The 13,666-nt window shown below is 50.7% G+C and carries 11 protein-coding genes; 7 read left to right on the plus strand and 4 right to left on the minus strand.

The features are described 5' to 3' along the window. Positions 1-149: 149 nt before the first annotated feature. From ACVL1J_RS07925 to ACVL1J_RS07935, 3 genes are all read left to right on the plus strand, one after another. On the plus strand, positions 150-1,004 hold the full coding sequence (locus ACVL1J_RS07925) for a protein NO VEIN domain-containing protein (RefSeq protein WP_394672575.1): 855 nt from the start codon (positions 150-152) through the stop codon (positions 1,002-1,004). Between the two features lie 99 nt (positions 1,005-1,103). Then, positions 1,104-1,574, plus strand: coding sequence for a hypothetical protein (locus tag ACVL1J_RS07930; RefSeq protein ID WP_394672574.1), 471 nt, complete (start codon positions 1,104-1,106; stop codon positions 1,572-1,574). 71 nt (positions 1,575-1,645) lie between these two features. Further along, complete coding sequence (locus tag ACVL1J_RS07935; protein ID WP_491665269.1) at positions 1,646-2,230, plus strand: hypothetical protein; 585 nt, start codon at positions 1,646-1,648, stop codon at positions 2,228-2,230. A gap of 158 nt (positions 2,231-2,388) precedes the next feature. Here ACVL1J_RS07935 and ettA read toward each other — a convergent pair whose 3' ends face one another. Further along, a complete protein-coding gene (ettA, locus tag ACVL1J_RS07940; RefSeq protein ID WP_341237011.1) occupies positions 2,389-4,050 on the minus strand; it encodes an energy-dependent translational throttle protein EttA in 1,662 nt (553 codons plus the stop codon). A 38-nt stretch (positions 4,051-4,088) separates the two neighbouring features. Further along, entirely contained in the window at positions 4,089-5,231 is a 1,143-nt protein-coding gene (locus ACVL1J_RS07945; RefSeq protein WP_341237010.1) for an NAD(P)/FAD-dependent oxidoreductase, read from the minus strand. Positions 5,232-5,492: 261 nt separating this feature from the next. On the opposite strand from ACVL1J_RS07945, the gene ACVL1J_RS07950 reads away from it, so the two are divergent. Continuing rightward, positions 5,493-6,332: a L,D-transpeptidase Cds6 family protein gene (locus tag ACVL1J_RS07950; protein ID WP_341237009.1), complete on the plus strand. Its 840-nt coding sequence runs from the start codon at positions 5,493-5,495 to the stop codon at positions 6,330-6,332. A gap of 166 nt (positions 6,333-6,498) precedes the next feature. Beyond that, positions 6,499-7,251, plus strand: a complete 753-nt coding sequence (locus tag ACVL1J_RS07955) for a M48 family metallopeptidase (protein WP_341237008.1) — start codon at positions 6,499-6,501, stop codon at positions 7,249-7,251. A gap of 1 nt (position 7,252) precedes the next feature. Here the strand turns inward: ACVL1J_RS07955 and ACVL1J_RS07960 are convergent, their stop codons facing one another. Together ACVL1J_RS07960 and ACVL1J_RS07965 are read right to left on the minus strand one after the other, a co-directional pair. Then, a complete protein-coding gene (locus ACVL1J_RS07960) occupies positions 7,253-8,308 on the minus strand; it encodes a saccharopine dehydrogenase family protein (RefSeq protein ID WP_341237007.1) in 1,056 nt (351 codons plus the stop codon). A 53-nt stretch (positions 8,309-8,361) separates the two neighbouring features. After that, positions 8,362-8,826: an SRPBCC family protein gene (locus tag ACVL1J_RS07965; protein WP_159571228.1), complete on the minus strand. Its 465-nt coding sequence runs from the start codon at positions 8,824-8,826 to the stop codon at positions 8,362-8,364. A 387-nt stretch (positions 8,827-9,213) separates the two neighbouring features. On the opposite strand from ACVL1J_RS07965, the gene ACVL1J_RS07970 reads away from it, so the two are divergent. Together ACVL1J_RS07970 and ACVL1J_RS07975 are read left to right on the plus strand one after the other, a co-directional pair. Continuing rightward, the gene (locus ACVL1J_RS07970) at positions 9,214-11,709 is read left to right on the plus strand and encodes an acyl-CoA dehydrogenase (RefSeq protein ID WP_341237006.1); all 2,496 of its coding nucleotides are present in this window, start codon (positions 9,214-9,216) and stop codon (positions 11,707-11,709) included. A gap of 116 nt (positions 11,710-11,825) precedes the next feature. Continuing rightward, positions 11,826-13,625 carry an MFS transporter gene (locus ACVL1J_RS07975; RefSeq protein WP_341237005.1) on the plus strand — a complete coding sequence of 600 codons (1,800 nt, stop codon included), beginning with the start codon at positions 11,826-11,828 and terminating at the stop codon, positions 13,623-13,625. The last annotated feature ends 41 nt before the right edge of the window (positions 13,626-13,666 follow it).

Here is a 13,666-nt window from a genome sequence, read left to right on the forward strand (position 1 = left end):
TCGTCAGCCAAGTTGCGGCATTGGCCGCTTAACCCGCAGTGCTGGATCTTTATTAAAAATCCACAAAAACTGTCCGATTAAACGAAGCCTGCTCTATCAAGCATTACCTCAAACGAGCCTCAAGATGGGCGTAACATTTCACTACTATCATGACTAACAACTGGTCGGGTTCTGAGGTCGAAGCAGCAGTTGCTGACTATTTCTACATGCTTCGTCTTGAGTTGACGGGGAATAAATACAACAAAACCGGGCATCGGCGCGCCTTGATGGAGCAGCTAAATAATCGCTCCAATGGCTCAATTGAATTAAAGCATCAGAACATCAGTGCCGTCTTGATCGAGATGGGTATTCCATACATCGACGGCTACAAGCCCCGGTCCAACTATCAGCGCTCACTGTTGCCTGCGGTGGTGGCTGATTACCTCAAGGCTAATCCAGAGCTTCAGCGCCTGTTTGCTGCAGATTCGGAGGTAACGCCCGCTATTCCAAGCGTGGAAGACTTCTTGGCGGCCTGGGACGAGCCACCCAAACCGGAAGATCGAAAAACACCTACCATTTCAGAGCCGCGAGCCATCTACAACCCCGGTGGTGCTAACTACTTGGAGCGCGAGGCTAGAAACCAATCTCTCGGGGAAGCAGGCGAGCAGTTCGTTCTTAATTTTGAGCGTGCTCGCCTGATCAAGGCCGGTAAGGATTCACTTGCTGACCGTATCGAGCAAATCTCGATCACAGTTGGACCATCTGCTGGTTTTGACATCAAGTCTTTCGAGGAAAACGGCACAGATCGGTACATCGAAGCAAAAACTACGAAGTATGGAAAAAACACGCCATTCTTCGTTACGCCAAATGAACTTCAGTTTTCGCGAGACAATGCATCGAGGTACTACCTGTACCGCTTGTTCAAGTTCCGCAACGGTCCACGCCTCTTTGGATTGAGTGGATATATTGAAGATCGGTGCATACTCGAACCGTCTGAGTTTATTGCGAGGCTGGGGTGGAATTAAACAAGGCGGTAACTGAGACGTTTCCCTTGTGCCCCATTTTTTATTCCCGAGAACAGGTATTCCATAAAACGCTCCTCAGATTACGCGTTGGAACCAGCTATGATTGACGAGGCAAAATTCAATCGCTTTTCTATCGCACTCAGGGATTTTGAGAGGGCAGAGGCGTTTATCAAGGAAGCAAGAAATCATCAGTACGGCGGCCTGGTGCATGAAGCATTGGTGTTATCGGCAATAGTCTGTTACTACCGGCCGTTCACCAATAATGAAAGAAATCCGAACTCCGCCGCTGCGAGCAGGTTAGAGCTATCGGACTTTTCACCCCTATCGCGAGATCAGCTCGACATTCATGAGACATGTAAGGAGCTCAGGAACAAAGCGCTGGCTCATGCTGAAATAACTCATCATCCAACGAAGTTAGATCGAGAGAATGGAGTAATTTCTAGCCCTGTCTTCAGCCTCGTAGGTAAAGCACCTCTACTCGAGGAGATGTCAGAACTGATCGGAAAGTTGATAAGGCAGTGCCATGACAAAAGGGCAGACTATGTGAATTCAGTACGTAACACCCCCTAATAATTTGCTGTAATGAATGGCAATGAGGGGCTCCGCTGAGCTCAAACATTAAAACCAATAGGAAGTAGCTTTTGTCACTAGATGCAGCAAAGAGAGAAATAGAGTCAGCAAAGCGTGCTTTAAGCAATATGAAGACTGCGACATCATTCGAAGTCTTCGATGAGGAGTGGCGTGATTTTTTAAACTGTTTGGAAAAGGCATGGAACAAAACTGAAAGAGGGTGTCAGCCCGTAAGGAACGAGTTTCAACCATGGCAAGGGAGGTTTTCTTGTCTAAGAAAAAAAGACATGTTACTTCGTTATTTAAAGCAAGCTCGTGATGCTGATAACCACTCTATTCAAGAAGTAGCGAAGGTAAAGTCGGGTTACAGGACTATGAACTTCTTAAATCCAAAGGGTGGTTTTATAAAGCACATGGAAATGCGTGGTGGTGCGGTTATCAGCTACGAGGGAGATCCAATGGTCGTTACAGACCATCCCCCCACTGTCGAGGTCGTGCGTGTAAAAAATTCGGGCCACTGGTATAACCCCCCGACGTCACATCTAGATCAACCAGTTACTTCTCATCACCCTGTCGCAATTGCTGAGCTAGGGTTAAAGTTCTACGAGAAATTTGTTAATGAAGCAGAGGAAAAATTTTGGAAGCAAAAGCCTTAACCAGTGCAGTAACCAGCACACTCAATACGTTACGCCTGCTACGCAAAAGTTAGAGTTTCTCACTACTCAGCACAAACACCCCCCAACCCACCAATAAAAAAACCGAACCCCAGTCACCCAAGGTTCGGTTTTTCTAAACTACATCAACCCCAAAACACTCACTTCAAAGGCTTGTAACGCACTCGCTTCGGGCGCGCACCTTCTTCACCCAGTCGCTTGATTTTGTCAGCTTCGTATTCCTGGAAGTTGCCATCAAAGAACACCCACTGTGAATCGCCTTCACAGGAAAGAATGTGCGTGGCAATGCGGTCCAGGAACCAGCGGTCGTGCGATGTCACCAGCACAGTGCCCGCAAATTCCAGCAGCGCGTCTTCCAGCGAACGCAGTGTTTCAACGTCCAGGTCGTTCGAGGGTTCGTCCAGCAGCAACACGTTGCCGCCGGAAATCAGTGTTTTGGCCAAGTGCAAGCGTCCACGTTCACCGCCCGACAAATTGCCGATCAACTTTTGCTGATCGCCACCCTTGAAGTTAAAGCGGCCCAGGTAGGCACGTGAGGGCATTTCGAACTTGCCCACTGTCAGCACATCGGAACCTTCAGCCACGCCGTCGAACACAGTTTTGTCGTTGGGCAAAGAGTCACGGGTTTGGTCCACCACGGCCATGCGAACGGTAGAACCAATCTTGATGGTGCCGCTGGTAGGCTGTTCAGTGCCTGCCAGCATTTTGAACAGCGTGGATTTACCCGCACCGTTGGGGCCAATTACACCAACAATTGCGCCGGGTGGTACTTTAAAGCTGAGGTTATCGATCAGCAAGCGATCGCCAAAGGCTTTGCTCACGTTCTCAAACTCAAATACTTCGTTGCCCAAACGCTCTGCCACGGGAATGAAAATTTCCTGTGTTTCATTGCGTTTTTGGTATTCATGGCTCGACAATTCTTCAAAGCGTGCAATACGCGCTTTGGATTTGGCCTGGCGACCCTTTGGGTTTTGGCGAACCCATTCCAGTTCTTTTTTCAGCGCTTTTTGGCGCGCGCTTTCGCTGCTTTCTTCCTGCTTCAGGCGATCCTGTTTCTGGTCAAGCCATGAACTGTAGTTGCCTTTCCATGGAATGCCAGATCCACGGTCCAGTTCCAGAATCCATTCGGCAGCGTTGTCCAAAAAGTAGCGATCGTGGGTTACAGCGACCACGGTGCCAGGGAATTTGTGAAGGAACTGTTCCAGCCAATGCACCGATTCCGCATCCAGGTGGTTGGTGGGTTCGTCGAGCAGCAACATGTCGGGTTTGCTCATCAGCAGGCGACACAGGGCCACGCGGCGCTTTTCACCGCCCGACAAGTTGGCTACGTTGGCTTCCCAAGGTGGCAGGCGCAGTGAATCGGCTGCAATTTCCATCAGGTGCTCTGCATCGTTGCCTGCGGCTGAAATAACCGCTTCCCACTTGGCCTGTTCTTCAGCCAGTTTGTCAAAGTCAGCGTCAGGGTCTGCATAGGCAGCGTAAATTTCTTCCAGCTTTTGCTGAGCCATGCCCAGTTCACCCAAGCCTTCTTCAACTGCTTGGCGCACCGTGTGCTCGGGGTTCAGTTCCGGTTCCTGGCTCAAGTACCCAATGTTCAAATTGGGCATGGGCACTGCTTCGCCTTCAATGTCTTTGTCCACACCCGCCATAATTTTAAGCAGGGTGGATTTGCCAGAGCCGTTCAAGCCCAGCACACCAATTTTTGCGCCGGGGAAAAAGCTCAGCGAAATGTTTTTCAAGATCTGGCGCTTGGGGGGAACAATTTTCCCCACGCGGTTCATGCTGTAGACGTACTGGGCCATTCGGTTTCCAATTCAATAGGTTTAACGTTGCCGCAATTTTAAATCATCGCAGGCAGTTGGGGGGTTAAAGCTTGGCGTTCTTTGCTGGCCTCACCCAGCAAGGCCATGCCCAGCAGTGCGCCATCCTTGCCCTTGAACAAGGCTTTCACGCCATTCTCATCGGCTGTAATTTCCCATTCACCTTCATGCTCGGGCAGGGGTGGGTTGACCACAGCGGGGCAATCGGGCGTTTTAATGCTCACCGGCATGGCGGGGAATTTGATGTCGGTCGGCTTGCCAGCCAGGGTTTGTGCCATGGCACGGGCGGCTTGCATCACCGGCATAATGTAGGGCAACACAAACTTGCCCAGGTATTCGGCGCAATCGCCAAGCGCGTAAATGTGTTCGTTGCTGGTTTGGCCAAGGCTGTTCACCACCACACCACGCGCCACATTCAATCCTGTTTTGGCAGCCAAATCGATACGTGGCTTCAATCCCACTGCAGACAGCACCAAATCGGCCTGTGTGGTTTCACCGGTGGAATCGGTCAATGTGTAGCTTGCGCCCGATTTTGCAATGTTGCTGACCGTGCGGCCCAGCTTCCAGCTCACGCCTTTTTCCGCCAGCTTGTTTTGCATGAATGTGCTGGCTTGCTCGGGCAGCAGTCGCGCCAAGGGGCGATCAGCCAGATCAAACACGGTGGTGTGAATGTTGGCCTTCAGCAAATCATTGGCGAATTCACAACCAATCAAACCGGCACCCAACACGGCTACTTCTTGCTTGCCGTCCAACAGTTTTCTGAATTCAGCGTAATCATTCAGATCGTTCACGCTGATAACGTCGGCGGCTCCATCGCCTTCAATGGGCAGTTTGAGGGTGTCTGCGCCCAAGGCCAATACCAGGTTGTCATAGCTGAATTCGCCCGCACTGCTGCTTAACTTGCGCGCAGCGGCATCCACTGAGTTCACCGTGGTGTTGGCCACCAGTTCAACTTTTTGTTGCTCAGCAAATTTTGCAGCGGGCGTCATCACCAGGGTTTCTGCCGTTTTTCCGCTGGCCAATGCATTGCTCAACATGGGTTTGGAATAAAAGTCGCCGCTGTCGGCTGTGATCAGGCGAATTTCTGCTTCCGGGTCGGCTTTGCGAAGTTCTCGAACCAAAGTCCAAGCGGCCACGCCGCTGCCAATGATGGTGGTGTTCATAGTTTTAATCCTGTGTGTTGCACGTGAATTGCAATAGTCAATATCTATAATTGATTTTTATTGATCACGAATTGCTATCGTAAACATTGGGTACTGGCATTGTAAGCGCAATCCAAATGTATACGGGTGTTTACCAAACAGAGTGGCATTGGTTAAGATGCGCGTAGACATTCGATTTTCAAGCCTGCATCTAGAGTAGGCTTGCTGCATTCCTTTATTATCAAACGACTTTCACACAATACACATCAAAGGGAGACAACTTTGAGTACATTTGATCGCATCGGCACTTCTCGTTTTATCAAAACTGCGGCCTTGGCGCTTTCCGTCACTGTTCTGGCCGCTTGCGGATCAATTACAGGCGTCAAAGACATCCCCGAATATCTTGATTCTGACTTTGAACATGTCGGCCCACGCGAATTCATCACCAACATTGATTTGGCCCGAATCAAGCTGGGCATGTCGCCGCTTCAAGTGCAAAACCGATTGGGCATGCCCATGCTAAGTGAAAAGGATCAAGATGATCGCTGGGACTACATCTTGAAAAAAGGGCAGGGCGCCAATGAAGAGTTCGTGCCTTACGCAGTTTATTTTAAAGACCAGAAAGTGGTTCGTCTTGCGCCATTGACGCCTCCGCCTCCCCCGGTGGCTGAGGCTTCAGCCGAAGCACCGGTAGTGGATGCTTCTGCAGTTGTTGCACCTGAAGCCAGCGCTGGCGAAGTGATGGCACCTGAGCCCAGCCTGGCTGTTGGTGCCGATGTGGGCGATGCTGCAACGATCAACGACATGTTAAGCAATTGGGCAGCCGCATGGTCTTCCAAAGACGTTCAAGGTTATTTGGGTTTCTACGCGGACACCTTTGAGCATGGTAAAAAGTCTCGCAGTGCTTGGGAAAGTCAGCGCCGCGCGCGTTTGTCTGACAAGGAATCAATTTCGGTAACTGTGTCCGATGTTCAAATTGATGTGCAGTCCGAAGCCTTGGCCACGGTCAAGTTTAAGCAGGACTATTCATCCAACCGTTACAAGGACTCGGGCATTAAAGTGCTGACTTTGTCCAAAGCCAGCGGCACCTGGAAAATTCAACGCGAAGAATTCCAGAAATAAATTGCGTTGTTCCATTTGATGAGATCCCCTCGAGGCGACTTGCTCCGAGGGGATTTTTTATGATGGTACCGATCAGTGTCACTCACTGTAATTGAGTTTGTTCACTCTCATTGATTTCCCGTAAGGTCATCGACTTTCAACTGTTGCTGACACCCGAGAAACTTTTATGAACAAACGCGATTTTATCAAGCTGACCGCTTTGGCTGCCGGCATGTCTTCTTTGGCTCCCACAGCTTTGGCGCTCGACTTTGGCAAAATGCTGAATGCAGGTGCCGGTCTGGCCAAGTCGGCCAGTATTTCCGATGATGAGCTGAACGCATATTTCGACCAAATGACTGTTCAGTACGACAAGCAGAACAAAATTGCGGATGAAAAATCCGCGTATGGAAAACGTCTTCAAACGCTGGTCAAAGGTCTTGAAACTGAAGACGGATTGAAGCTGAATTTCAAGGTCTATGAAACACCGGAAGTCAATGCCTTTGCAATGGCCAATGGCACGATTCGAGTTTACAGTGGCTTGCTGGATTTGATGACTGACGATGAGGTGCGTTACGTGATTGGCCATGAAATTGGTCACGTGAAAGCGGGGCACACCAAGGCACGAATTCAAACTGCGATACGAACCAGTGCACTCCGGGAAGCTGCCTCAGCCACCGGTGGCAATGTGTCCGCCTTGGCCGATTCTCAGTTGGGTGATTTGTTCGAGAAAGTCATTCGTGCCCAGCACTCGCAGGGCAACGAAAATGAAGCAGATGACTACGCCATGGCGTTTATGAAACGCCGCAGCTACAACTCCAAGGCCACGGTAAGCGCTTTGGAAAAGTTGGCAAAGATATCTGAAGGATCCAGCGCCGGTTGGTTGTCAACTCACCCGGCGCCAGCTGCACGCGCTGAGCGTATGAAGAATCAATTGGCTTGAATTACTGTTCAAAAATTTGAATTTTTCCGCACCCGTCGAGACGCTCTACCAAATCACTGCCCATCAATTTCGATGGCGTGTAGGCACCACCAGCCACATTCTTTTCCATCAAAATAAAGCTGGCCACTGCCAATGATCCCATCACCGTCAGCGAATAACCGTTGGCGGTTTTAACGCGCGCGACTACCTTCTTGCCTTCGGCATTGGTGGCTTCACCCCAAACATACGCAGGCATTTTTGCACGTTGTTCCTCATTCGGGCCTTCAACCTTTGCAGCTTGTTTTTTCAGAATTCCCTGTACAAGCGACATGCCAAGAATTGGGCGTGCCAGGTTAGCGGCGCGCATCATGCGCACTGATTTTGGCGAGGAGGGAATGTACACCTCGATGTTACGAATGCCGGTGCTATGGAATGCGGTAGATACATCGCCCCAAGGAATCGTGACTGCAAACTTGGTGCCATTGCCAAAATTGATTTCTCGGGTGCTGTAGCCCAAGCCCACGGCCTTGATTTCACCGCCTTCACGCACGCGGCCACCCAGTTTCATGGCCTCCACGGTGGTTTTGGCGGTACCTGCTGACAAACCACTTCTGGAATCAAAACCCAAGGCCAAATGTGTGGCATCGGGCAGTGTTTCATGTAGGCGGGCAGCAACGCAATCTGTTGGAATCACATCAAAACCCACGCCGGGGCACAACACAATTTTCTGTTTGCGCGCCTTGCCGCTTAGCGACTGGGCCAGTTCGAACACTGAAATTTCACCGGTAATGTCAAGGTAGTGTGTTTTGGTCTGAAGGCAAGCCATCATCATGGGCTCGGCGGTTTCTGAAAACGGACCCGCGCAGTGCAGCACCAGGTCGACTTCATTCAAGCCTTCCAGAATTTCAGCCTCGTCACTCAGCGAGAAAACCCGGCTGGGCAAACTCAATTGATTGGCCAGGGCTGTTACCGCCGCTTCATTGCGGCCTGCCAAAATGGGGCGCATGCCGCGTTTGGCGGCTTCACATGCAATCATTTCACCGGTGTAACCATTGGCACCGTAAATCATCCAGGGCATTGCGTCTCCTAAAGCGCTTTGGAGCCCTCAGTGGGGCTCCCTTGTTGTTGTGTTCAAGATTCCAGTTTGGCTTTTACGCGATCAAGGAAGGTACCAACCTGCGCGTCAAATTCCGATTTCACAATACCTTCTGCAATTCCTTTCATCAGGCGAGGCACTGGCATTTCGAACTCACCAGTCGAGCGGAACGAAATTGTACATGCCTTGGGGCTGTCTTCTTTAATGACCCAGCCGCCCGATACGGTGGCATTGCCTTCGCCTGGAACAGGGTTCCAGTCAATTTTGGATGCGCCATCGTTGGTGTACTTCACAGCATACTTAACCTGGTGCGAAATACCTGCTGCGCCAATCTTCGCCATTTCCCAGCGCCACACGGCATCGCCAAGATCCACAATTTTGTCCAGCTTGGGAAACAGGGAAACGGTGTCCGCAACATCCGCCAACTGGTCAAACGCCTTTTTGGCACTGCAAGCCACTTTGAACGATTTTTCGATTTTTACATTCACGTTAACTGCCATATTTCCCTCGCTTTTTATTGTGGATGTTGTACTGCATGGGTTGAAGTGTATCGGTTAATTGGCGCGCTTGTTAGCCCGATGAGGCAACTGGGTGGCGCTTCATTGGGGGCTTGTGAAATCTGGTGAATTACCGGGTTCAACTAAAAACAACTGTGTTGCGCTGCACCGTTTTTCTGGTCTTCTGGAACTGTTGCCTATGCTTGCTCTTGTTTGTTTTTTAAAAAACTTATGTTGCATTGCAATGTAAATCATTGATTTTTTTCGAACTAAGTCTCTAGAAAAGTCGCTGTTTTTTTGGTGCAATGAGGTTGACAGTTGTTCACTGAAAGCGCATGTTACGCCTAAGTAACTTAGAAGTAACTTTGATGACATTCAAGGGGTATAAACATGTCAAATTCACTTTTCGCCGTTTTCTCAGCCGTTGTGCTGATCGGCCTCGTCTACAGCGGTGCAAACCTGCTGACCTTCACCGCCGCCATTGGCGCGTCTGCGCTGGGCTTCTACGCCTTGGGCGGCTTGGGTGAACTCGGTCTGATCGTGTTCGCTGCCATTTACCTTCCCATCGCAGTGGTACTGAACGTATCCAGCTTGCGCCGTGGTGTTTTGACTGCGCCTATTTTCAAGGCCTTCAGTAAGGCACTGCCTGCCATGAGCCCAACTGAAAAAGACGCGCTCGAAGCGGGTGACACCTGGTGGGAAGCCGAAATGTTCGGTGGCAAGCCAGATTGGTCCAAGCTGATGAACGTCAAGTACACCGAGCTGACCGCCGATGAAAAGTCTTACCTGGACAACGAGACAGAAGAGCTGTGCAAAATGCTCGACGACTGGAAGATCACTTTCGAGTTGAAAGACCTGCCTCAAGAAGTCTGGGATTTCATGGGCAAGAATAAATTCTTTGCCATGTTGATTGCCAAAGAACACGGCGGTTTGGGATTCTCCCCCTACGCGCAAAGCTGCGTAGTGGCGAAAATTGCCACCCGCTCATTGACCGCATCGGTCACCGTGATGGTTCCCAACTCTTTGGGCCCAGGCGAGTTGATCATGCACTACGGCACGCAAGAGCAAAAAGACTACTGGTTGCCACGTTTGGTGGATGGCCGTGAAATTCCCTGTTTTGGTTTGACTGGCCCTGAAGTAGGCTCCGACGCATCTGCAATTCCCGATACAGGCGTTGTTGTCAAGCGCGTGGTCGACGGCAAAGAAGAGCTGGGTATCGTGTTGAACTTCAGCAAGCGCTACATCACCTTGGCACCAGTGGCCACGGTGGTTGGTTTGGCATTCAAGCTGAAAGATCCACAAGGCCTGCTGGGCGACAAATCCAAAGTCGATTACGGCATTACCTGCGCCTTGTTGCCAGCTGACACGCCGAATGTACAAATTGGTCGTCGTCATTTCCCCGGTGCTGTTTTCATGAACGGCCCCATCATTGGTAACGACGTCTACATTCCATTGAACGCCATCATTGGTGGCCGTGAAATGGCCGGCAAAGGCTGGAGAATGCTGGTTGAGTGTTTGTCAGCAGGCCGTGGCATTTCCTTGCCCGCCTTGTCGGCAGCCTCTGGTTGGGGCATGTACCTGGCCACTGGTGCGTATGCACGCATTCGTCGCCAGTTCAAAATGCCAATTGGCCGCTTTGAAGGTGTTCAGGAAGCAACCGGTAAAATCGGTGGCCTGACCTACAAGCTGGAAGCCTCTCGCGTGTTGACCGCAACAGCCTGTGCAGAATGTGCACCTTCTGTGGTTACCGCCATGATGAAATACCACATGACTGAAATGATGCGCGAGATCATCCTGCGCTCCATGGACGTGCACGGTGGCCGCACTGTTATTCTTGGCCCACGCAACTACCTGGGTCAGGCTTATCAGGCCATGCCAGTGGCTATCACAGTTGAAGGCGCGAACATCATGACGCGTAACCTCATCGTGTTTGGTCAGGGCGCAATTCGCTGTCATCCTTGGGTATTGAAGGAAATGCAGGCAGCCCAGAACCCCAACAAAGAAGAAGGTCTGCGTGATTTCGACACAGCATTCTTCGGTCACTTGGGCCATATTTTCAACCGCGCCATGCGTGCCCTGGTACTTGGTTTGAGTGGCAACCGTTTGGCAAAAAGCCCGGTCAGTGGTCCCATGGCCGACTATGCCAAAGCCATTGAGCGTCGTTCCGCTGCACTGGCATTCACAGCCGACGTGGCCATGGGTGTATTGGGGGGCGAACTGAAGCGTCGCGAGCGCTTGTCGGCCCGTTTGGGCGACGTGCTAAGCCACCTTTACATGGCCACAGCCGTGCTGAAGTATTTTGAAACCAACGGTCGCTTGGCTGACGAGTTGCCGCATGCACAGTGGGCGATTGAAGACTCATTGTTCGAAATCGACAAAGCGTTCACCGAGTTCAACCGCAACTTCCCCAACAAGGCCATTGGCAAGCTGCTGAGCTTTGTGGCCTACCCCTTGGGTATGGGCAAATCCAAAGGCCCAAGTGACAAAACCAATGCTGAAGTTGCCGAGTTGCTGATGACACGCAATGCATTTGCAGAACGTCTGCTCGACAAAGTATTCGTCGGCGAAGGTTTGTCAGACCCAACTGGTCGCATTCTTGAAGCTGCTGACAAGCTGTTGTCCATTGAGCCTGGTTACAGCAACTTCCTGAAAGCTGTGTCTTCGGGCAAAGTGATCGGTGAAGGTCTGGAAGATCAACTGAAAGACGCTGTGGCCAAGAACCTGATTAGTCCTGATTTGGCCCAAGGCATTCGTGAATACGAGCCAATTCGTTTCGACGCGATCCTGACCGATGACTTCAGCAAAGACTATTTGCGCACCAATGGTCAAATTCCTGACGAAATCATTGAAGCCAAGCCAGTGACCGAGTACAAAGCAGCTGCTTGATTTTAAAGGCAAGTTTTTTGCAACATTTCTGTTGTAGTAAAAACGCCAAAGAAAGCCCCTCGCGTGAGGGGCTTTTTTTATTTCTCGCACGGAATATTTTGCGCTATGCTCAATGCATGGCAATTCAATTGATTCGTGACAAACGATTTGGTGCTTTCTTCTGGACGCAGTTTCTCGGTGCGTTCAACGACAATCTTTTGAAGTTTGCCGTCACGCTTGCCGTCACTTACAACGATGCACTTCGCGGCAGTTTTTCACCCGGTTTGTTGATCAACCTGATCGCTGCTTTGTTCATCCTTCCATTCGTATTATTTTCGGCCACCAGTGGGCAGCTTGCCGACAAATTCGACAAAACCAAAGTCATGCGTTTGGCCAAGTGGTTAGAACCCCCCATTGTTTTGATCACCGCAGCTGGCTTTCTTCTGAACTCGGTTGAACTGCTCATACTCGGTGTGTTTTTACTGGGCACACAGTCTGCATTTTTTGGCCCCGCAAAATACGCTTATTTGCCCGAACAACTCAAGTCCAGCGAACTGGTCATGGCCAATGCCTTGGTAGAGTCCGCCACCTTCATGGCTATTTTGCTCGGCACCATTGCAGCGGGCAGCTTGATGAGTCAAGACGCAGGCAATCTTGCCGTTTACATCGTCTGTGGATTTGGTTTTGTGGTGGCTTTGATGGGGGTTTATCAAGCCAGGCAAATGCCACTAACGCCTTCGCACTCACCCGACTTGAAAGTGAACTGGAACCTGTTCACAGAGACCTGGCGCAACGTGCGTTTCGCCACCAATTTGCCCAAGGTGTGGCCAGCCTTGTTGGGCATTTCATGGCTTTGGTTTGTGGGTGCTACTTATTTGACCCAGTTTCCGCTGTTGTCGAAAACCCTGCTCAACGCAAGTCCGGGTGTGGCCACAGTGTTGCTGTTTGCATTCACGGTGGGCCTGGGTATTGGCGCATTCCTCTGCGAGAAGTGGTCGCGCAAACGCATTGAAATGGGTTTGGTGTTGTGGGGGCTGGTCGTGATGATTGTTGCTGGCGGCCTGTTGCACTGGGTATTGGTGGCTTATCAAACCAATCCCGATCAGCAAACCGTGGTGGCTTTCTTTGGTCAATTGCACAATTTGTCTGTGCTGGGCCTTTTTGTGCTGATCAGCATTGGCGTGGGTTTATACAGCGTGCCCTTGTACGCCACCATGCAGGCCTTTGCACCCAAGGAAAGCCGCTCGCGCGTGGTGTCGGCCAATAACATTATCAATTCCTTCTTTATGGTGGTGTCTGCAGGGTTTGCAATTGCAATTTTGTTGGCAATGAAAGGTGAGGTGCTTTGGGTATTCACCGCGGTCACTGCAATCAATGTGGTGGTTTTGGGTTTGTGGTTGTTCAAGCAGCCCTATGTGGTGCTGCGTGCCCAGTTGCTTTTGAAAGTGCCGGGTCGGCAGTTGCCACGCATTGAAAATATGGACCATGTGGGCGATTCAGGTGGCAGCCTGATCGTGTTTCCAACCTTGCTTCACGAAAACTATTTGCAGCGCATGGCCGGCTTGCCCATAGAAATGACTGTGGTGCTCTCCGGGCGCCTGAAGCCTTCCCGATTTGTGAACCGATTGCGCAAACATGGCTTCGTACTTGAATTCAGCAAGTTGTCTGAAATTGATACCCAGAAGGAATTAATCAAGGCGATTGCGTTACATATACAACAAGGCAAGTCAATTGCCATCGACAAACCCATGTTTGAGTTGCTGCGCAAGCAGTATCGCCTTGATGACATGCCCGGCGTGTTGGCCAAAAAGGGTGTGGTCATGAATGTGCTCGAGTTTCTGGAAGAGCAGGGGCAACAAAAATTTGAAAAAAGTGCAATTTCTCAAACGGTCTGGCGTCTAAATAAAAGGGAAGCTCTAACCGCTTCAGGGGTTTAATGCCCCAATCGATAGGGAGATAGTGGGAACGGCATGGTTAA

Source organism: Limnobacter sp. G6BE5S (assembly GCF_058448965.1).

Excerpts from the sequence above, each read along its gene's own strand:
- ACVL1J_RS07945 (WP_341237010.1), bottom strand. The coding sequence starts at position 5,231 with ATGAACACCACCATCATTGGCAGCGGCGTGGCCGCTTGGACTTTGGTT.
- ACVL1J_RS07970 (WP_341237006.1), top strand. The coding sequence starts at position 9,214 with ATGTCAAATTCACTTTTCGCCGTTTTCTCAGCCGTTGTGCTGATCGGC.
- ettA (WP_341237011.1), bottom strand. The coding sequence starts at position 4,050 with ATGGCCCAGTACGTCTACAGCATGAACCGCGTGGGGAAAATTGTTCCC.
- ACVL1J_RS07930 (WP_394672574.1), top strand. The coding sequence starts at position 1,104 with ATGATTGACGAGGCAAAATTCAATCGCTTTTCTATCGCACTCAGGGAT.
- ACVL1J_RS07955 (WP_341237008.1), top strand. The coding sequence starts at position 6,499 with ATGAACAAACGCGATTTTATCAAGCTGACCGCTTTGGCTGCCGGCATG.
- ACVL1J_RS07925 (WP_394672575.1), top strand. The coding sequence starts at position 150 with ATGACTAACAACTGGTCGGGTTCTGAGGTCGAAGCAGCAGTTGCTGAC.
- ACVL1J_RS07975 (WP_341237005.1), top strand. The coding sequence starts at position 11,826 with ATGGCAATTCAATTGATTCGTGACAAACGATTTGGTGCTTTCTTCTGG.
- ACVL1J_RS07965 (WP_159571228.1), bottom strand. The coding sequence starts at position 8,826 with ATGGCAGTTAACGTGAATGTAAAAATCGAAAAATCGTTCAAAGTGGCT.
- ACVL1J_RS07960 (WP_341237007.1), bottom strand. The coding sequence starts at position 8,308 with ATGCCCTGGATGATTTACGGTGCCAATGGTTACACCGGTGAAATGATT.